14 protein-coding genes are annotated in these 19,129 nt (G+C 67.3%); 8 read left to right on the forward strand and 6 right to left on the reverse strand.

Features of this window, described 5'->3' with window-relative positions; all coding sequences use genetic code 11:
* The first annotated feature begins 60 nt into the window (after positions 1–60).
* Both AC5P5M_RS12920 and AC5P5M_RS12925 read left to right on the forward strand, forming a co-directional pair.
* Complete coding sequence (locus AC5P5M_RS12920; RefSeq protein ID WP_253118916.1) at positions 61–2,115, forward strand: glycoside hydrolase family 97 protein; 2,055 nt, start codon at positions 61–63, stop codon at positions 2,113–2,115.
* A 225-nt stretch (positions 2,116–2,340) separates the two neighbouring features.
* Entirely contained in the window at positions 2,341–5,097 is a 2,757-nt protein-coding gene (locus AC5P5M_RS12925) for a TonB-dependent receptor (protein WP_065174735.1), read from the forward strand.
* A gap of 248 nt (positions 5,098–5,345) precedes the next feature.
* On the opposite strand, the gene AC5P5M_RS12930 is transcribed toward AC5P5M_RS12925, so the two are convergent.
* Positions 5,346–6,959, reverse strand: coding sequence for an alpha-glucosidase family protein (locus tag AC5P5M_RS12930; RefSeq protein WP_111186015.1), 1,614 nt, complete (start codon positions 6,957–6,959; stop codon positions 5,346–5,348).
* Between the two features lie 215 nt (positions 6,960–7,174).
* Between AC5P5M_RS12930 and AC5P5M_RS12935 the strand changes: the two genes are divergently transcribed.
* A complete protein-coding gene (locus tag AC5P5M_RS12935; protein WP_495206002.1) occupies positions 7,175–8,173 on the forward strand; it encodes a polyprenyl synthetase family protein in 999 nt (332 codons plus the stop codon).
* A 101-nt stretch (positions 8,174–8,274) separates the two neighbouring features.
* Here AC5P5M_RS12935 and AC5P5M_RS12940 read toward each other — a convergent pair whose 3' ends face one another.
* Positions 8,275–9,066 carry a dienelactone hydrolase family protein gene (locus AC5P5M_RS12940; RefSeq protein ID WP_262219192.1) on the reverse strand — a complete coding sequence of 264 codons (792 nt, stop codon included), beginning with the start codon at positions 9,064–9,066 and terminating at the stop codon, positions 8,275–8,277.
* Positions 9,067–9,193: 127 nt separating this feature from the next.
* Between AC5P5M_RS12940 and AC5P5M_RS12945 the strand changes: the two genes are divergently transcribed.
* Entirely contained in the window at positions 9,194–9,784 is a 591-nt protein-coding gene (locus AC5P5M_RS12945) for an SMI1/KNR4 family protein (RefSeq protein WP_495206003.1), read from the forward strand.
* 93 nt (positions 9,785–9,877) lie between these two features.
* Here AC5P5M_RS12945 and murD read toward each other — a convergent pair whose 3' ends face one another.
* From murD to AC5P5M_RS12960, 3 genes are all read right to left on the reverse strand, one after another.
* Positions 9,878–11,290: a UDP-N-acetylmuramoyl-L-alanine--D-glutamate ligase gene (gene murD, locus AC5P5M_RS12950; protein ID WP_460256322.1), complete on the reverse strand. Its 1,413-nt coding sequence runs from the start codon at positions 11,288–11,290 to the stop codon at positions 9,878–9,880.
* A complete protein-coding gene (gene murL / locus AC5P5M_RS12955; protein WP_053516667.1) occupies positions 11,271–12,623 on the reverse strand; it encodes a UDP-N-acetyl-alpha-D-muramoyl-L-alanyl-L-glutamate epimerase in 1,353 nt (450 codons plus the stop codon). Before murL ends, murD begins: the two co-directional genes overlap by 20 nt.
* A gap of 76 nt (positions 12,624–12,699) precedes the next feature.
* Positions 12,700–15,294, reverse strand: coding sequence for a bifunctional aspartate kinase/diaminopimelate decarboxylase (locus AC5P5M_RS12960; protein ID WP_053516666.1), 2,595 nt, complete (start codon positions 15,292–15,294; stop codon positions 12,700–12,702).
* Between the two features lie 74 nt (positions 15,295–15,368).
* Between AC5P5M_RS12960 and AC5P5M_RS12965 the strand changes: the two genes are divergently transcribed.
* A complete protein-coding gene (locus tag AC5P5M_RS12965) occupies positions 15,369–16,241 on the forward strand; it encodes a PhzF family phenazine biosynthesis protein (protein WP_111186011.1) in 873 nt (290 codons plus the stop codon).
* A 125-nt stretch (positions 16,242–16,366) separates the two neighbouring features.
* Positions 16,367–17,245: a PhzF family phenazine biosynthesis protein gene (locus AC5P5M_RS12970; protein ID WP_111186010.1), complete on the forward strand. Its 879-nt coding sequence runs from the start codon at positions 16,367–16,369 to the stop codon at positions 17,243–17,245.
* 46 nt (positions 17,246–17,291) lie between these two features.
* On the opposite strand, the gene AC5P5M_RS12975 is transcribed toward AC5P5M_RS12970, so the two are convergent.
* The gene (locus AC5P5M_RS12975; RefSeq protein WP_053516662.1) at positions 17,292–17,723 is read right to left on the reverse strand and encodes an OsmC family protein; all 432 of its coding nucleotides are present in this window, start codon (positions 17,721–17,723) and stop codon (positions 17,292–17,294) included.
* A 371-nt stretch (positions 17,724–18,094) separates the two neighbouring features.
* On the opposite strand from AC5P5M_RS12975, the gene AC5P5M_RS12980 reads away from it, so the two are divergent.
* Together AC5P5M_RS12980 and AC5P5M_RS12985 are read left to right on the forward strand one after the other, a co-directional pair.
* Entirely contained in the window at positions 18,095–18,493 is a 399-nt protein-coding gene (locus tag AC5P5M_RS12980) for an HU family DNA-binding protein (RefSeq protein WP_053516661.1), read from the forward strand.
* A gap of 298 nt (positions 18,494–18,791) precedes the next feature.
* Positions 18,792–19,100 carry a DUF3861 family protein gene (locus tag AC5P5M_RS12985; protein ID WP_053516660.1) on the forward strand — a complete coding sequence of 103 codons (309 nt, stop codon included), beginning with the start codon at positions 18,792–18,794 and terminating at the stop codon, positions 19,098–19,100.
* The last annotated feature ends 29 nt before the right edge of the window (positions 19,101–19,129 follow it).

The following is a 19,129-nucleotide window of genomic DNA, read 5'->3' on the forward strand; positions in this document are numbered from 1 at the left end:
CAGTACGCCCGCCGGGCTGGCTTATGGTCCGGGTCTGCCAACGGCGCCTTGGGAGGGGAAATGCCGATGTCATCCAGTGTTGTACGTGCGGTGTTCGCGCGAATCATGGGCGTTGCGCTGCTGGGCCTGGCCACGCTGGCGCAGGCCGCCCCGCAGATCACCAGCGTCCAATCGCCCGGCGGCGTGCTCAAGGTCAGCCTGGTGCTGGACGGCGGCACCGCCCGCTACCGGGTGGAGCGCTTCGGTGAAGCCGTAGTGGAGGATTCCAGGCTTGGCTTCGAACTGCGCGATGGCCGCCTGGACCGGGATTTCATCCTGCTCGGGCAGCAACGACGCAGCGTCGATGAGACGTGGGAACAGCCGTGGGGGGAACGCCGCCTCACCCGCAACCACTTCAACGAGCTGACCGTGCAGCTGGCCGAAACCACCGGCAGCAAGCGCCGGCTGGATGTGGTGTTCCGCGTCTACGACGACGGCCTGGGCTTCCGCTATGTGTTCCCTGAGCAACCGAACCTGCGCGAAGCGATCATCGACGACGAGCTGACCGAGTTTGCCGTCGCACAGGATTCTACCGCTTGGTGGATTCCGGCTGGCGAACCGATCCATTACGAGTACCTGTACCAGCGTACCCCGCTGCGCGAAGTGCCGCTGGTGCACACGCCGATGACGCTGCGCAGCCGCGATGGCCTGCACGTTGCGATCCATGAGGCTGCGCTGGTGGACTACGCCGGCATGTGGCTGCGCCGCACCGAAGGCCAGCGCCTGCGCGCGCAGCTCTCGCCCTCGGCCGAAGGGTGGAAGGTGCGCCGTGCCCTGCCCTTCGTCACGCCCTGGCGCACGCTGCAGATCGCCGACCGCGCCGGCGGCCTGGTCGAGTCCGACCTGATCCTCAATCTCAACGAGCCCAATGCACTGGGCGATGTGAGCTGGGTGAAGCCGGCCAAGTACCTGGGCGTGTGGTGGTCGATGCACCTGGACAACGAAAGCTGGGCGACCGGACCGAAGCATGCGGCGACCACCGCCAAGACCAGGAAGGTGATCGATTTCGCCGCCGCGCACGGCTTCCGTGGCGTCCTGGTGGAGGGCTGGAATCCCGGCTGGGACGGCATGTGGGTGGGCAATGGCTACGACTTCGACTTCACTCGCGCCACGCCCGATTTCGACATTGAAGCGCTTTCGGCATATGGACTGAAGAAGGGCGTGCACCTGATCGGCCACCATGAAACCGGCTGTGCCATCGAACACTATGAGGCGCAGCTCGACGCCGCGCTGGACCTGTATGCGCGGCTGGGCGTGGACCAGTTCAAGACCGGCTACGTCTGCGACGACGGCCAGGTCGACCGCCGCAACCCGTCGGGTGGCCCGCTGTGGCGAGAGTGGCACGACGGCCAGTTCATGGCGCGCCACCACCTGCATGTCGTGCAGGAAGCCGCGCGCCGGCACCTGTCGGTGAATCCGCACGAGCCGATCAAGGACACCGGCCTGCGCCGCACCTATCCCAACTGGATCTCCCGCGAAGGCGCGCGCGGCATGGAGTACAACGCCTGGGGCCAGCCGCCGAACCCGCCCGAACACGAAGTCAATCTGGTGTTCACCCGGATGCTGGCCGGACCGATGGATTACACCCCCGGCATCCTCAGCCTGAAGGGCCGCCATGGCCAGGCCATCCCCAGTACCCTGGCCCGTCAGCTGGCGCTGTACGTGGTGCTGTACAGCCCGATCCAGATGGCCGCCGATCTGCCCGAACACTACCTGCAGCATCGGGAGGCGTTCCGCTTCATCGAAGACGTGGCGGTGGACTGGGAGCAGAGCCGCGTGCTCGATGGTGAAGTGGGCGACTACGTGACGATCGTGCGCCGCGACCGCAACAGCCGTGACTGGTTCCTGGGCAGCATCACCGACGAGCATGGCCGCGTGCTGCCGGTGTCGCTGGGCTTCCTGGAGCCGGGCGTGCGCTACCGCGCGGAAATCTATCGCGATGGCGACGGTGCGGACTACCGCAGCAATCCGTTCGCGTTCACGCGGCAGACGCGTGAAGTGACCAGCGCCGATGCACTGACCCTGATGCTGGCGCCGGGCGGCGGGCAGGCCATTCGGTTCACGCCATTGGAGTGATGAATGCCCCCGCGTGACGTTCGCCGGGCATGGCCCGGCGCTACCGTGGCGGGGATCTGAAAGCGATTACAACCCTGCAAACGTCATTGAATACGTATGCAGGGTGATTCCCGCGGAGAACCCGCTGCCTACCATAGCGGCGACGACAGCGGCCACCGCGTCGCACGTTCACGGCGTTGCCGGAACGACCTCGAAATGAACAACAACATTGCCTGGGAGGGGAAAATGTTGAACCACAAGCGCAGCGCGCTGAGCATCGCGCTGGCCGTTGTCCTGGCGCCGTCACTGGCGGCGGCACAGACCACGCAGAGCACCACCACGCCGGCCGGCACCGCCGCCACCAACCTGGATACGGTGCAGGTCACCGGTATCCGCCGCGGCATCGAGAACGCGATCGCGATCAAGCAGGACGCCACCTCGGTGGTGGAAGCGATCTCCGCCGAGGACATCGGCAAGCTGCCCGACGTCAGCATTGCCGAATCCATCTCGCGGCTGCCCGGCCTGGCCGCGCAGCGCGTCGCCGGGCGTGCACAGGTGATCAGCGTGCGCGGCCTGTCACCGGACTTCGCCACCACCCTGCTCAACGGCCGTGAGGTCGTCAGCACCGGCGACAACCGTGGCGTCGAGTTTGACCAGTATCCATCCGAGCTGGTCAACGGCGTGACGGTGTACAAGACGCCCGATGCGGCACTGGTCGGCCAGGGCCTGTCGGGCACCATCGACATGCAGACCGCCCGTCCGCTCAGCTTCCCCGACCGGGTGATCGCCGTCAGCGGGCGCCTGCAGAAGAGCTCGCTCGGCGATGCGGCCAACGTCGATGAGTTCGGCAACCGCTTCAGCGCCAGCTACATCGACCAGTTCTTCGACAAGACCCTGGGCATCGCCATCGGTTACGCGCACAGCGACAACCCGATCCAGGAAAACCAGGTCGGCCTGTACGAGCCGTGGACCACCCAGTACACCACGGACGGAAAACGTCCCGGCGTTGCTGCAGGCACCTATTTCTCCGACGGCATCAAGGCGCTGCGCCGTACCGGCAACAACAAGCGCGATGGCGTGATGGCCACGATCCAGTTCCGGCCCAACAACAGCTGGAGCAGCACCTTCGATGCGTTCCACACCGAAGCCGAGCAGATCGACACCGCCAACCAGTTCGAACTGAACCTCAGCAACTACAACGGCAATTACCTGCCGGGCCTGCTGATCAGCAATCCGCAGATCAACGCCGATGGCACCTTCACCGGCGGTACCGCCAGCGGCGTGTACCCGCTGGTGCGCGGCATGTACAACAAGCGCAAGGACAAGATCGACGCGTTCGGCTGGAACAACGAATTCAACTTCGGCAGCGTCAAGCTGGTCGCCGACCTGAACTACTCCAAGGCCACGCGTGACGAGCTGAACCTGGAGAACAATCTGCAGCTCACGCCCATGCCGCAGCTGGATACGGTCGGCGTGCAGATCCGCCAGAACGGCTTCTCGCAGATCAGCCCGGGGCTGAACTACTCCAATCCCGATGCCCTGTTCCTGACCAACACCATCTATGGGTCCGGCTACGGCAAGGTGCCGAAGGTGGAAGATCGCCTGAAGGGCGGCAAGCTGGCGGCGACCATCGCCCTGCCCGAAGCGATGGCGTCGTGGGCACCGGACCTGGACATCGGCGTGAACTATGCCGATCGCCGCAAGGTCAAGACCCAGTCCGAGGGCAACATCCTGCTCGGTGCCCAGGGCGATGCCAACATCGCGGCGGACCTGCAGTACGATCCGGTGAACCTGGGCTTTGCCGGCCTCGGTACCATCCCGGCCTGGAACGTGCCGGCGGCGGTCGCCCGCTACATGACCTTCGATCCGGTCGACAACCTGGACTACCTGATTCCCAAGTCGTGGACGGTGCAGGAGAAGATCACCACCGCCTGGGCGCGCCTGAACATCAACACCGACATCGGCGTGGTCGGCGTGCGCGGCAACATCGGCGTGCAGATGCAGCGCACCGATCAGAGTTCGGACTCCCGCTACTGGGACGCGTCGCAGCCCGCCGGCAGCAACGTGCAGCCCTACTCCGACGGCCGCAAGTACAACGACTGGCTGCCGAGCCTGAATCTGGCCTTCATGTTCCCGCACGAACAGACCCTGCGCTTCGCGGCAGCCAAGCAGGTCGCGCGCCCACGCGTGGACCAGATGCGCGCCGGCCTGGAGTTCGGCGTGGATACCTCCACCGGTCGCCCCGGCGGCAGCGGCGGCAATCCGCGGCTGGACCCGTGGCGCGCCACCGCGCTGGATCTGTCCTATGAGAAGTACTTCGGCGAGAAGGCCTACGTCGCTGCGGCGATCTTCTACAAGGACCTGAAGAGCTACGTCTACACGCAGTCGGTGGACAACTACGACTTCAGCGGGCTGCTCGGCAACTACGTGCCGCCGCCGGGCATGGTGGTGCCCGTGCTGCCGACCGGCACCTTCTCCACGCCGGTGAACGGTGAGGGCGGTACCCTGCGCGGCCTCGAGCTGACCGGTTCGTTCCCGCTGGAGATGCTCACCGACAGCCTGCGCGGCTTCGGCGTGCAGGCCAGTGCCACGTTCAACGACAGCGACATCAAGATCCTCGACCCGGAAAGCGCCTCCAGCGTGGGTACCGATCCCATCAGCCTGCCGGGCCTGTCCAAGCGTGTGTACAACTTCACCGCGTACTTCGAGCGCAATGGTTTCGAGGCCCGCGTGAGCCAGCGCCGTCGTTCGGACTTCATCGGTGAAATCGGCAACTTCAACGGCAACCGCACCCTGCGTTATGTGGTGGGCGAGAACGTGACCGATGCACAGATCAGCTACACCTTCAGCGACAGCAGCGCCCTGCGCGGGCTGACCCTGCTGCTGCAGGGAAGCAACCTGACCAACGAGCCGTACCGCACCTACGCCGGCACCAAGGATCGCCCGCTGGAATACATCGAGTGGGGCCGCACCTACGTGCTGGGTGTGAACTACAAGTTCTGACCCTCACCGGGCAATGCCGGCCCCAGGCCGGCAACCGCCCATCGAATGCCGGACGCTGCCCGGCAACCGCTCCATCGGTAGCGCCGGGCCATGCCCGGCGGCGAGGACCGCAGGCATGACCGGAAACCCGCTGCGCATCTGCAGCGGGTTTTCTTTTGGGCGCGACCCGCCAGCCACGGCACCGCCCATAAAAAAGGGACGGGGCGCTTCGGCCCCGTCCCCGCAAGTACCGCCACCGGAGAAATCGATCAGCTGCGTCGTGCGCAGAACACCGCACGCGGCGGCAGCTGGAGTTCGCCACCCTGCACCGTGCCCGCATCCGGGCCCGGCACATCCATCTGCTGCCAACGGCCGGCCGGCAGCGGATGGGTCACCGCCTCGCCCGACAGGTTGAAGGCCAGCAGGAGGGTTTCATCTGCAAGCATACGCTCGAACAGCAGCACTGGCTCACTGCTGTCAAGGAACCGGATGCTGCCATGCTGCAGGACGGGCTGATGGCGACGCCAGCCCAGGAATGCCCGGAAGGCCGCCAGCACCGACTGCGGGTCAGCGTCCTGCACCGCGACGGCCGCTGCCCGGTGCCCGGCCGGAATCGGCAACCACGGCTGGCCGGTAGTGAAACCGGCCAGTGGCGCATCCGTCCACGGCATCGGAGTGCGGCAGCCATCGCGGCCCTTGAAGTTCGGCCAGAAGGTGATGCCGTAGGGATCCTGCAGCGCCTCGAACGGCACCTCGGCCTCGGCCAGGCCCAGTTCCTCGCCCTGGTACAGGCAGACCGAGCCGCGCAGGCAACTCAGCAGCGCCACCAGCATGCGCGCCAGGCGCGGATCGGCCGGATGGCCGCCCCAGCGGGTGACCGCGCGCTCCACATCGTGATTGGACACCGCCCAGCACGGCCAGCCTTCAGTCATCGCGGCTTCCAGGCGCGAGACAGTCTCGCGGATGTAGGCCGCGCTGTAGTCGTCCACCAGCAGTTCAAAGCTGTAACCCATGTGCAGGCGGCCATCGCGGGTGTACTCCGCGGTGGTGGCCAGCGAATCCTCCGAGGAGATCTCACCCAGGCTGACCGCACCGGGGTACTGGTCGAGCAGCGCGCGCAGCCGCTCCAGGAACGGCAGGTTCTCCGGCTGCGTGTTGTTGAAGTAGTGGTACTGGTATGCGTACGGGTTGTCCGGGCTGAAGCCTCGGCCAACGCGCTTGTCAGCGGGCTTGGCCGGGTTGTCGCGCAGCTTCGCGTCATGGAAGCAGAAGTTGATCGCATCCAGGCGGAAGCCATCCACGCCACGGTCCAGCCAGAACCGCACGTTGTCCAGCGTGGCCTGCTGCACCTGCGGGTTGTGGAAGTTCAGGTCCGGCTGGTCGACCAGGAAATTGTGCAGATAGTACTGTTCGCGGCGCGGTTCCCACTGCCAGGCGCAGCCGCCGAACAGCGACAGCCAGTTGTTGGGCGGCGTGCCGTCCTCGCGCGGGTCGGCCCAGACGTACCAGTCGGCCTTCGGATTGCTGCGATCCTGGCGGCTCTCGCGGAACCACGCGTGCTCGATCGAGGTATGGCTGAGGACCTGGTCGATCATCACCTTCAGCCCCAGGCCGTGGGCCTTGGCCAGCAGGCGGTCGAAGTCCTCCAGGCTGCCGAACAGCGGGTCGACGTCGCGGTAATCGGCGATGTCATAGCCGAAGTCGGCCATCGGCGACTTGAAGAACGGCGAGATCCAGATGGCATCCACACCCAGCGTGGCGATGTGGTCCAGGCGCTGGATGATCCCTGGCAGGTCACCGACCCCGTCGCCGTTGGCGTCAAGGAAACTGCGCGGATAGATCTGGTAGATGACGGCTCCGCGCCACCATGGATAGTGCGACATCGACAGCCCCCCTCCGGGCATGCGGGACCCGCCGGAAGCGGGCCGAAAACCAAGTCCCGCAAGCTTAGCGGTGCCTCCGCGGGGATGGCGCCACCTGCATACGTATTCACGCCAGGCAGTCACGGACGGCCGGGGCGATCAGGCCCGCAGGCCGGTTTGCGCCCGAATTCACGGGCAGCGCCTATAATCATCGACGAGCCTGAAAGCCTGATCGCATGACCATCACCGAAGACACCCGCCCCGCCCTGGGCCTGCCCCAGATCCAGTCGCTTGCTGCGGCCGACATGGCCGCCGTCGACGCCCTGATCCGGCGCCGGCTGTCCTCGGACGTCGTGCTGATCAACCAGATCGCGGACCACATCATTTCCGCCGGCGGCAAGCGCCTGCGGCCGATGCTGGTGATGCTGGCCGGTCATGCGGTCGGCCATGCCGGCCCCGAGCACCACCAGCTGGCGGCGATCATCGAGTTCATCCACACCTCCACCCTGCTGCACGATGACGTAGTGGACGAATCCAGCCTGCGGCGCGGCCGCAGCACCGCCAATGCCCTGTGGGGCAACGCACCGAGCGTGCTGGTTGGCGACTTCCTGTACTCGCGCAGTTTCCAGCTGATGGTCGAGCTGGACCGCATGCCGGTGATGCGGATCCTGGCCGACACCACCAATCGCATCGCCGAAGGCGAAGTGCTGCAGCTGCTGCACGTGCATAACCCGGATACCGACGAAGCGGCCTACCTGCGCGTGATCGAGCGCAAGACCGCCGTGCTGTTCGCTGCCGGCACCCGCCTGGCCGCGCTGGCCAGCGGCGTGGACGAAGCCACCCAGCAGGCGCTGTACGACTACGGCATGCATCTGGGCTACGCCTTCCAGATCGCCGATGACGTGCTGGATTACTCGGCCAACGCCGAGGAGCTGGGCAAGAATCTGGGCGACGACCTCGCCGAAGGCAAGGCAACGCTGCCGCTGATCCATGCCATGGCCCACTCCGACGACGCCACCCGCGAGCGCCTGCGCACCATCGTGCAGGAAGGCGATGCGTCGGCAATGCCGGAAGTGCTGGCCGCGATCCACGCCACCGGCGGCCTGGACTACAGTCGTCGCCGGGCCGAGGAATACGCAGAGCGCGCCGAGCGTGCGCTCGACGGGCTGGGCGACAATGATGCCGTCGCCGCTCTGCGTGGACTGGCCCGCTACGCGGTGCAGCGCACGCATTGACCGCGCTCGCCGGGCATGGCCCGGCGCTACCTGATGCCGCTGCACCCTGCGTAAGCGGTGTGCTGTGGTAGCGCCGGGCCATGCCCGGCGAACCCGGTGCCTCAGCGCTTCTCGAAGCGCTCCTCGAAGAACTCGTCCAGTGCCTTCCACGCGCGCTTCGCCGCCCGCTCGTTGTACTGGCATCCCGGCGGATTGTTGGCATCACGCTCGGCAAAGCAATGCACGGCGCCGCTGTAGTTGGTGAATTCCCAGTCGACCTTGGCGGCATTCATCTCGTTCTGGAAGCTGGCGATGTCGGCCGCGGTCACGCTCCTGTCATCGGCACCATTGAGTACCAGCACCGAGGGATGCGCTCCACCGGCCTGCGCCGGCAGCGGCGAGCCCAGCCCACCATGCAGGCTGACCACGCCGGCCAGCGGCGCGCCCGCGCGGGCCAGCTCCAGAACGGTGGTACCGCCGAAGCAGAAGCCGACCGCACCGATGCGGCTGGCATCCAGCGGCACCTTGCCGGCCTGTGCCTTGAGCACATTCACCGCCTCCAGCGCACGCGCCCGCAGCAGCGGCCGGTCGTTGCGCAACGCGGTGGCGACCGGCCCTGCCTCGGCATCGGTCTTCGGCCGCACGCCCTTGCCATAGACATCGGCCACCAGCACCACGTAATCATCGCCGGCCAGCTGCTTGGCCTTCTCGACCGCCGATTCGTTCACACCCTTCCAGTTCGGCACCATCACCAGTCCGGGGCGCCTGTCACTGTCCCCGTCGTCATAGACCAGCACCCCGCTGAAGGTCGTGCCCTGGTGCGTCCACTCCACCGGCTGGGTCTTCATCGCCGCCCATGCCGGCAGCGCCGCCAGACTCAGGACCATCGCCACACCGCAACGCCATGCATTCATGCGCCTGCTCCAGAGAAAAGGAAACAGAGGGGTCGCCTGATGTCCCCCTCCCGTCCGCATTCTGCATTGGCGGCGTGACGCAGGTGTGGTTGGATACGCCCTGATTCCGCCCAGCCCCTGTTTGCGAATGAACCTTGTCGATCAATTCCTGTCCGGCCTGATGCCGCGCCTGCCCGCCGACGATGCTGCGCAATGGACGCATGTCCAGGGCGCCAGCGCCGGAGACCTGCAACGCCTGCGTGCGCAGTGGCCGCAGGTACCTGACAGTCTGGTTGCGCTGCTGTCGCGCGTGGATGGCACGCATTTCCGCCGGTATCCCGAGGGCGAGGTCTGCGTGCTGATGCTCGGCTCGGACGTGGAAGGCGGCGGATACCCCTACTACCTGCGCTCGGTCGCACAGATCTTCGAGGATCAGCGGCACTGGGACGACAGCATCCGCTCGATCTACGAAGAATGGCTGGACGACGAACCGGAGATTCTCGGCGACGGCATCGATGCCGACGTACCGATGAGCCGCCGCCTGTGCTTCTCGCACTGCATGAACAACGGCGGCACCTCGATGCTGTACCTGGATTTCGACCCGGCCCCGGGCGGCACGATCGGCCAGGTGGTGCGCTACCTGCACGACCCGGACAGCTATGCGGTCATCGCGCCCGGCTTCGATGCGTATCTGCAGCAGTTGATTGACGGCGACTACGCGTTCATCGAGGAAGCGTAGATCCACGCCTGCGTGGATGAATTTGCCGGTGGGTTGCCGGCCGGGATCCCGCCGGGGTCAGAACCCTTTCCTGCGGAAAGGGATCCGCCCCCCTCAGGCGATGCCCAGGCCCGGAATCGCGCTGATGCTGTCCGGATCGAATCCGGCCAGCTCGGCGAAGTGACGTCCGCGCGCAACGTAATCGCGGTAGGCCCCAAAACTTGGTGCGCCCGGCGACAACAGCACCACCCCGCCCTGCTGGCCCAGCGCAGCGCGTGCCAGCGCCATGGCCTCCGGCAGGTCGACGGCCGCATGCAGCCCGAATCGACCTGCATCGGCCAGCGGCTGCAGCATCGCGTGGATGCGCGGGCCGTTGCTGCCCATGGTCACGATCTCCACCGGCGGCACATCGTGCGCCATGTGCTGCATGAAATCGGTCCAGTCCAGGCCGCGGTCATGCCCGCCCACCAGCAGCGCGATGCGCTGGCCGCTGAAGCACTCCAGTGCCGCCAGACTGGCGTGGGGCGTGGTGCTGATCGAATCGTTGATGTAGGTCAGCCCATCGGCCACGCCGATGCGCTGCAGCCGGTTGGGCAGCGGACGGAAATCCTGCACGGCCGGCGCCAGCGCCGCCGCGTCCAGGCCCAGCGCTTCCAGCGCGGCCAGCACCGCACACAGGTTGCCGCGGTTGTGGCGGCCCGGCAGCGGCGTATTGCGTGTATCGAACACCGCCTGTTCGCCACGATGCACGATGTCGCCACGCATGTGCCAACCCTGCGGCTGGTTGAACCAGACCACCTGGCTGTGCGGCAGCGTCAGTTCCGCCAGATGCGGATCGGCGGCATTGAGCACGGCGATGCAAGGAGCGGCATCGGTGACCAGCTGCAGCTTGTCCTCGATATAGCGCTGTTCGCTGCCATGCCAGTCCAGATGTTCGGGGAACAGGTTCAGCACCACCGCCACCTGCGGTCGCGCGCCACTGCGCGCCACTTCGCCGGTCTGGTAGCTGGACAGTTCCACCGCCCAATACTCAGGCGCCGGCTGCGGGTCCAGCACTTCCAGCAGCGGCAGGCCGATGTTGCCGACCAGGCCGGTGCGATGACCGGCCGCACGCAGCAGGTGCGCGACCAGCGCGCTGGTGGTGCTTTTGCCCTTGGTACCGGTCACGCATACGGTGTCATGGACGATGCCGTCGTCAGCGGCATGCTCGGCGAACCAGAGCGCGGTGCCCCCGATGAAACGCGTGCCCCGTGCCGCCGCGGCCACCGCGATCGGCTGGTAGGGACTGATGCCGGGTGACTTGATCACCACGTCGAACGCGGCCAGCGCCTCGGCCGAAGGCTCGCCACGCACCTCCAGTGACCCCTGCGTTTCCGCGCGCGCCGCATCGGCTTCGGCGGCCGGACAGAACAGGCTCAGCGGCAACAACGTCGGCAGGCGTGCACGCAGCACCGCGAATGCGGCACGGCCCTCACGCCCCCAGCCCCACAGCGCGACGCGCTTTCCTTCAAGCTGAGAAATCTTCACGCACCCGTTCCCACAGCGCAGCCGGAATGCGGTGCTCGCCCTGCAGCTGCAGCATCGGCGCCAGCTCCAGTTCGGCCGCGTCGAGCTGCGGCTGGATCTCGTTGCAGAAGCGCTTCACCAGCGCATCTTCCTTCCACTCCGGTCGCTGCGCCAGGGTCGCCATTGCTGCACGCGATTCACGACCTTCGCCCACGCACTCGAACGGCTTGTGATCCTGGAACTCCAGCAGCGCGTCGAAGCCACCGGCCTGCTCGACATCGTCCAGCAGATTGCGACCGAAGATGCGCACGAGGCGGGTCTTGGGCATGAACGGCGCCAGCGCCAGAAACACGAAATGGCACTTCGGGCAGACGCCGCACCAGCGGTTCACGGGGCGCTCGCCGAGGATATGGAAGTTGCGGTTGCAGCTGGAGAAATGCGCGTCGTAGAAGTCGCTCTTGGCAAACTGGCGGGCCACCGCCAGTTCCGACATCGGTCGCAGCAGCGAGTAGTACTGCAGGTCTGCGGCCACGTGCGCCTGCACATGGCTGCCGAAGGCCTGCTCGAACGCCCAGCCCTTGGACCACTGGTGGTTCACCTCGCCGGTGCCCGGAATCTGGCTGCCGTAGCTGGCCGAGCGTTCGTTGGAGAACACCACCTGGTCCACGCCCTGCAGCAGGGCTGCCAGCACCATGATCGCCGAGTTCACCGCGGTCACCGGGATATGGCCGTTCCACGCCCCTTGGCGGTTGAGCTCGAACAGCTCCGGCGCCAGCGCGCGGCCCAGGTTCAGCGTCGGCAGGCCGGTGCGTTCGGCGCAGGCACGGATCAGCTGCGAACCGCCGATCCAGGTGACCGTCTCGTCCACACCCGCCCGTCGCAGCGCTTCGATGCTGACCAGCGAATCCTTGCCGCCACCGATGGCGACCAGCGCATGCGGCTGCAGGCCCACCTCCGGTGCCTGCACCGGCTCGCCCTGCACCGGCAGGCGGAAGCGGCCACGCAGGTTGAGGCCGTTGCGGTAGGCGAACTCGCCCAGGCCGTTGAGGTAGATCGCTTCCACCAGCGCCGCGGTATCGGCATCGATGGCGTAGCTGTCGATGCTGACGATCTCCGGCACGCCGGCCTTGTAGTAGCTGACGCCGGCGATCAGGTGCAGCAGCTGCAGCGCTCGCTGCACGGCAGCGGCGCGCGCCGGGTCGAGGACGAACGGGGCGCCGGGAACGGTGATGGTTTCCACCATCTCGGGGCCATCATCGAAGGCATAGACCAGCCGTGCCACGCCGCTGTCCGCGGCAAATTCGCAGCGGACGAAGCGGAAACGGGAGACCTGGTGTTTGTCGAAAGCAGTCATGGTGTATCCGGTCAGGCACGGACCCGCGCGGTTGCGCGGGGCGTGTCGGTGGGCGGGTGCAGCGCGCGCAGGGCGATCACTCGATCACATCCTCGCGCGGCAGCGCCCGCTGGTTGTAGGTGTTGGACATCACGTAGCCATAGGCGCCAGCGTCAGCAATCAGCATCACGTCGTCCGGCGCGGTGGACACCGGCAGCTTGCGCCGCTTGCCGAACACATCGCTGGACTCGCAGATCGGGCCGACGACATCGAATGCCGCCTCGGCGTACCCGCCCTGGCGGCTGAGGTTCTCGATGTCGTGCCAGGCGTCGTACAGGGCCGGACGCATCAGCGTATTCATGCCGGCATCCAGGCCGACGCGGCGCACGCCGTCCTTCTCCACCACCTGGGTGGCATGGGTCAGCAGCACGCCGGACTCGGCCACCAGGTAGCGCCCCGGCTCGATGGCCAGGCGGAATGCGGGGTGCAGCGCCTTGACCTCGGCCAGGCCGGCAGCCCACGCGTCCAGATCGAAGGGCTCGTCCTCGTCGCTGTACGGAATCGGCAGGCCACCGCCGATGTCGATCGTCTGCACGCTGCCGATGCGGCGGGCGAAGCCTGCCAGCTCATCGCACATCAGGCGCCAATGCTGCGGGGTTTCCACGCCGCTGCCCAGGTGGGCGTGCAGGCCGACCACCCGGCTGCCCAGTTCGGTGGCGGCACGGACGAACTCATCGACACGGGCGATCGGCAGGCCGAACTTGGACTCCTTGCCGCCGGTGCGGACCTTGGCGTGGTGGCCTTCGCCGCGCCCCAGGTCCACGCGCAACCACAGCTCGCGGTTGCGGAACAGGTCCGGCCAGCGCTGCAGGGCTTCGACGTTGTCGACGGTGACGGTCACGCCCAGCGCGAACGCGGCCTCGTACTCACTGCGCGGGCAGAAGCTGGGGGTGAACAGCACACGCCTGGGCGAAAGTTCCGGCAGGTGCTGGAACACATGCTTCAGCTCGCCATGCGAAACGCACTCCAGGCCGAAACCCTCCGACTCCAGCAACTGCAGGATGGCCGGGTGGCTGTTGGCCTTGATCGCGTAGTAACGCTGGTCGATCGGCTTGATCGCAGCCAGCGCGCGGGCACGCGCCCGCACGGTCGGCAGGTGATAGACGTAGCGCGGGGTGCCCGCGTCGGCCAGCTGCAGCAGGTGTGCCCGCTGGCCGCGCCACCAGGGCGTGCCGCGCGGGCGAACCGTGCCGGCGATCTCGCGCCAGCGCGGGCCGAACACCTCGGTTTCCTCCACCGGCATGGCGCCGCTGTCGATCAGTTCCGCATGCAGGATCGGCAGCAGGCCATCGGCATCGGCCTCATCGATGACGAAGGTCAGGTTCAGGTCGTTGGACGACTGCGAGATCATGTGCACGCGCTCACGGCCGAACGTGGCCCACACATCCGACAGCTTGTGCAGCAGCGAGCGCATGCCCAGCCCGACCAGGGTGATTGCCGCACAGGGCACGATCACCTTGACCTTGCACACCTGCGACAGGTCGGCCGACAGCGCGGCCAGCACATCGGTGTTGACCAGGTTCTCCGACGGATCCAGCGACACGGTGACATTGGTTTCGGCCGAACCGATCAGGTCCACCGACAGGCCGTGCTTCTTGAACAGGGCGAACACATCGGCCAGGAAGCCGACCTGCTGCCACATGCCGATGCCTTCCATCGACACCAGCACGATGCCGTTGCGACGACTGATCGCCTTCACGCCCGGTACCGGCGCGGCATTGCCGTCGATGCTGGTACCCGGAAGCTCGGGGCGCTCGGTGTCGAGGATCGCCATCGGTACACCGGCATCGCGGCACGGCTTGATCGAGCGCGGATGCAGCACCTTGGCACCCGTGGTGGCGATTTCCTGCGCCTCGTAGTAATCCAGACGGGTCAGCAGGCGCGCGTCCGGCACATCCTTGGGATTGGCGCTGAACATGCCCGGCACGTCGGTCCAGATTTCCACCCGGCTGGCACCGAGCAGCGCACCGAAGTACGCCGCCGAGGTGTCCGAACCGCCACGGCCGAGGATGGCAGTGCCACCGTCCGCGTGCCGCGAAATGAAGCCCTGGGTGATCAGCAGGCGGGTCGGCTGCGCACGGAAGCGCTGCGCCCAGTCCGCATCCGAGCGCCACTGGCAGTTCACCGACAGGCGTTGCGACCAGTCGCTCTGGTTCGGCTGCGGCGGCAGTGCATCCAGCCAGTGCCGGGCATCCATCCAGCCCATGTCCAGCCCGGACGCGCGCAGGTATGCCGCGCCCACGGTCGAGGACAGCAGTTCACCCTGGCCCAGCACGTCGGCCTGCCAGTCCAGCGGCCGGGTGGCCGCGCGCGGATCGTCCAGCAGGCCCTGCAGGGCGGCCAGACGCTCGGCCAGCACTTCGCGGCCGAGGCCCAGCTCGACCAGGAATGCCTCGTGGCGTTCGACCAGCGCGGCGACGCGATCACGGCTGTCCGCCGCGCCGTCGGCGATCGCGGTCAGCTCGTTGGTCACCCCGGACAGTGCCGAAACCACCACCAGCACGCGCGAGCCGGTCTCTTCCGCGCGTTTTTTCGCCAGCTTCCCGATCGTGTCCCAGCGATGGCGACGCGACACCGAGGTGCCGCCGAACTTCAGTACGATCCAACGATCGACAAGGGGGGAAGCTGACATGGATTGGCTATGTGTATTGTGGGGAAGCCGCCCCTGGGGGCGGAACCTTCGATTCTAAGCCCAATATCCCCGCCATGACCGCCTATCGTTACCTGCAGCTCGATGTCTTTGCTCCCCGTCCCGGCACGGGCAACCCACTGGGTGTCGTATTTGACGCTGACGGGCTTTCCAGCGACCGCATGCAGGCGCTGGCCGCCTGGCTGAACCTGTCCGAGACAGTGTTCTTCATCCGCCCCACCGCGCCCGGTGCCGACTACCACGTACGCATTTTCACCCCGGGCAGCGAGCTGCCGTTCGCCGGCCACCCCAGTGTCGGTGCCGCCTGGGCAGCGGTGACCAGCGGCCTGGCCGTGCCGCGCGACGGTGCCCTGGTACAGCAGTGCGCCGCCGGGCTGTTGCCGGTGCGCGTGTCCGGCCCGGCTGCCGCACCGACGATCCAGCTCGCCAGCCCCGCAGCACGGCACCTGGATACCGCTCCCGGGGCGGTGCCGGAAGCGCTGTTGGCCCAGGCCGCCGAGGGCCATGTGGCCGAGTTGTGGGACAACGGTCCACGATGGTGGCTGCTGCCCCTGCGTGATGCCGCCAGCGTGCGCTCCCTGGCGCCGGACATGGCCGCCGTGCGCGACTGGACCAATGCCACCGGCGCCACCGGCGTGGCCGTGTTCGCACCGGAACAGGCTGCTGCGCACGCGCTCGTGGTGCGCGCTTTCTGCCCCGGCGATGCCGTGAACGTTCCCGAGGATCCAGTGACCGGCAGCGCCAATGCGCTGATTGGCGCCTGGCTGCGGCAACGCAGCGCGCTGCCGGGCACGGACGCCGGCTACGTGGCCAGCCAGGGCCGCGAAGTGGGCCGCGATGGTGAGGTCCAGGTCCAGGTCGATGCGCAGGGCACGGTGTGGATCGGCGGCCAGGTGCAGCCGGTGATCGATGGGCAGATTCACTGGTAGCCCCCCCGCGCTACCCTATGCCGCCTTGCCGGTAGCGCCGGGCCATGCCCGGCGACTCGCCGCGCTGCGCGCTCGCGGAGCATGGCCCCGCGCCACCGTCCCATTGTTTCCTGGAGTTGTCACTGATGTCCGCACGCCGTTTCCTGCAACTGGATGTGTTCTCCCCCCGCGCCGGTGCCGGCAATCCGCTGGCCGTGGTGCTGGATGCCGACGGACTCGACGACGACACCATGCAGGCCATCGCCCGCTGGACGCGGTTGCCCGAGACGACCTTCGTGTTCCTGCCGCAGACGGCGGGAACCAGCTATCGCCTGCGCATGTTCAGTCCGCAGAAGGAAGTCCCGTTTGCCGGCCACCCCAGCGTAGGCACCGCGCATGCTGTGCTGCAGGCGGGCCTGGCGGAGGCGGTGGATGGCCTGCTGGTGCAGGACGGGATTGCCGGTGCGCTGCCGCTGCGGGTCAGCGGCGAAGGCGCGCAACAGCGCATTGCCATCCGTACCCCGCGCGCGCAGCTGGCCGAAACCGCGCAGGCGGACGATCCGCGCCTGCAGGCGGCCCTGAAGGGCTGGCCACTGGGTCGGTTGCCGCCCGCACGCATGCAGGGCGGGCGCAGCTGGTGGGTGGTCCAGGTTGCCGATGAATCGGCCCTGCGCGCGCTGCGCCCGGACTGGGACGCGGTGGCCGCGCTGGCCGAATCCACCGACAGCATGGGCGTGTTCGCCTATGCATTCGCCGACGGCAACGAAGGCTTCGATCTGGCCGTGCGCGCGTTCGTCGGCAACGGGCGCCGCTTCGAGGATGCCGCCTCCGGCGCCGCCAACGCCGTGCTGGCGGCATGGCTGGACCTGCGCGGCGCCCTGCCGCGGGGCCGCGAGGCATTCGACGTCAGCCAGGGCCGGGAGGTCGGGCATGACGCACGCCTGACCCTGCGCGTGGACGAGGCCGGCGAGGTGTGGTCCGGCGGTCAGGTGCAGACCGTGATCGCCGGCACCCTTGATTGGTGACTGGTGATTGGTGTGGGACGCCGGGCATGGCCCGGCGCTACCGACCTCAGCCCAGCTCGGCCTCCAGGCTGATGGGCACCGCGCTCAGTGCCTTGGACACCGGGCAGTTCTGCTTGGCATCGTCGGCGATGGCACGGAACTGCGTCGCATCGATCCCGGGCACCACGGCCTTCACTTTCAGCCGGATCTGCGAAAGCTGTGGGCCGCCTTCCATCGACAGATCCACCTTCGCCTCGGTATCCAGCGACGTCGGAGTGAAACCGGCCTCGCCGAGCTTGGCCGACAGCGCCATGGTGAAGCAGCCGGCGTGCGCGGCGGCGATCAGCTCTTCCGGGTTGGTGCCCTTCTCCTCGCCGAAACGGCTGTTGAACCCATAGCGGGTCTTGTCCAGCAGGCCGCTCTGCGGCGTGCTCAACTGTCCCTTGCCGGACTTCAGATCGCCTTCCCAGTGCGCGGTGGCGTGTCGCGAGATTCCCATTTGCTGCTCCTGTGTGGCGGTGATGAACGGTCACCCTCGCATGGCGCACGTTATGCCTGCGTCGCTCTGCCGCATTGCAGCGCGACCGGCACGCGTGCTCCGGCTCCATCGCGCCAGCTCCGCTCCATGCCGTTTTTCCCTTGTTTTCAGCGGTTTCGCACTTCCAGCCGGCGCAAGGGTCGGCGCTTTCCTGCCCCTCCGGGTGCCCCTGCCCCCTACCGCCGGCCATGTACTGAATCGGCCTGGATATGAAAAAACATGCACTTTCCGCGCTCCGGGCTATTGGCGGCGCCCGAGAGTTGCCCTACATTGCGCTTGCCGACGGGGTTCGGCGCCGACCAAACAACCAACCGTTCACGGAACAGGAAACCATGGCAAAGACCGCTAAGAAGGCTGCCCCGAAGAAGGCAGTGAAGAAAGTCGCGACGAAGGCTGCCGCCAAGCCGGCCGCTCCGAAGCCGATCAAGGAAGTGCTGACCAAGTCCGGCCTGGTTGCACACATCGCTGAAGCCTCCGGCGTTGTCGCCAAGGACGTGCGCGCTGTGCTGGCCTCGCTGGAAGGCGCTGTCGCCTCTTCGGTGCACAAGAAGGGCGCTGGCTCCTTCACCCTGCCGGGCCTGCTGAAGATCACCACCGTCAATGTGCCGGCCAAGCCGAAGCGCAAGGGCATCAACCCGTTCACCAAGGAAGAGCAGTGGTTCGCCGCCAAGCCGGCCACCACCAAGCTGAAGGTTCGTCCGCTCAAGAAGCTGAAGGACGCCGCGCTGTAAGCGCGCGCCATTCGGCGGATGCATGACGGGACGGCCCAGGCCGTCCCGTTTTTTTTGGCGCCCCCGGCGGTTCCGCGCAGGCAGCGACCATCTTCCGGGCACGGCGCCGGGCATCGCAACACAGCGTTGCCCCAGCAGCGCAAACGGCCTCCCAGGCCCGCCACCAAAGGCTGCGGCCACGCTTCCCCCGCATTTCGTCCAACCGGGTGGAACACTGCGTGCAGCGCCGGCCGTCGCCGCCGGCGGCGGCCTTGCCTATGGTGGGCACATTCCCCCACAGCAACGGCGAGCACCTCTCATGGCCAGCCCCTCCACCCGCTACCGGATCTCGGTGACTCCGATCGAAAAGGACGGGTTGCAGTGCACCGGGCGCTGCACCATCGAACTGGAACATCGCGCCAGTCGCGACCTGATGCGACTGCTCGAAGCGGCACCGCGCACCGCAGGGCTCAGTGGCGACGAGCGCGCCACGCTGGTGGTCGCCACCCAGTTGCTGCGCGACATCGTGCAGCGTCATGCCGACACCGACGGTCATGCACTGGCCGCACTCGCCGCCCAGGTCCTGCCGGCGCTGGATGCGCTGGATCAGCTGCCCTCCTCCCGCTGAAGGCCCCGTAGTCGATACACTGCCGTCCT

This window comes from Stenotrophomonas sp. YJH_SMC_106-19 (assembly GCF_059368375.1).

Bases quoted from the DNA above. Each gene is read 5' to 3' on its own strand.
- AC5P5M_RS12975 (WP_053516662.1), bottom strand. From the start codon at position 17,723: ATGGGAATCTCGCGACACGCCACCGCGCACTGGGAAGGCGATCTGAAG.
- AC5P5M_RS12965 (WP_111186011.1), top strand. From the start codon at position 15,369: ATGACCGCCTATCGTTACCTGCAGCTCGATGTCTTTGCTCCCCGTCCC.
- AC5P5M_RS12945 (WP_495206003.1), top strand. From the start codon at position 9,194: ATGAACCTTGTCGATCAATTCCTGTCCGGCCTGATGCCGCGCCTGCCC.
- AC5P5M_RS12960 (WP_053516666.1), bottom strand. From the start codon at position 15,294: ATGTCAGCTTCCCCCCTTGTCGATCGTTGGATCGTACTGAAGTTCGGC.
- AC5P5M_RS12970 (WP_111186010.1), top strand. From the start codon at position 16,367: ATGTCCGCACGCCGTTTCCTGCAACTGGATGTGTTCTCCCCCCGCGCC.
- AC5P5M_RS12920 (WP_253118916.1), top strand. From the start codon at position 61: ATGCCGATGTCATCCAGTGTTGTACGTGCGGTGTTCGCGCGAATCATG.
- AC5P5M_RS12985 (WP_053516660.1), top strand. From the start codon at position 18,792: ATGGCCAGCCCCTCCACCCGCTACCGGATCTCGGTGACTCCGATCGAA.
- AC5P5M_RS12940 (WP_262219192.1), bottom strand. From the start codon at position 9,066: ATGAATGCATGGCGTTGCGGTGTGGCGATGGTCCTGAGTCTGGCGGCG.
- AC5P5M_RS12935 (WP_495206002.1), top strand. From the start codon at position 7,175: ATGACCATCACCGAAGACACCCGCCCCGCCCTGGGCCTGCCCCAGATC.
- AC5P5M_RS12980 (WP_053516661.1), top strand. From the start codon at position 18,095: ATGGCAAAGACCGCTAAGAAGGCTGCCCCGAAGAAGGCAGTGAAGAAA.
- AC5P5M_RS12925 (WP_065174735.1), top strand. From the start codon at position 2,341: ATGTTGAACCACAAGCGCAGCGCGCTGAGCATCGCGCTGGCCGTTGTC.
- AC5P5M_RS12930 (WP_111186015.1), bottom strand. From the start codon at position 6,959: ATGTCGCACTATCCATGGTGGCGCGGAGCCGTCATCTACCAGATCTAT.
- murL (WP_053516667.1), bottom strand. From the start codon at position 12,623: ATGACTGCTTTCGACAAACACCAGGTCTCCCGTTTCCGCTTCGTCCGC.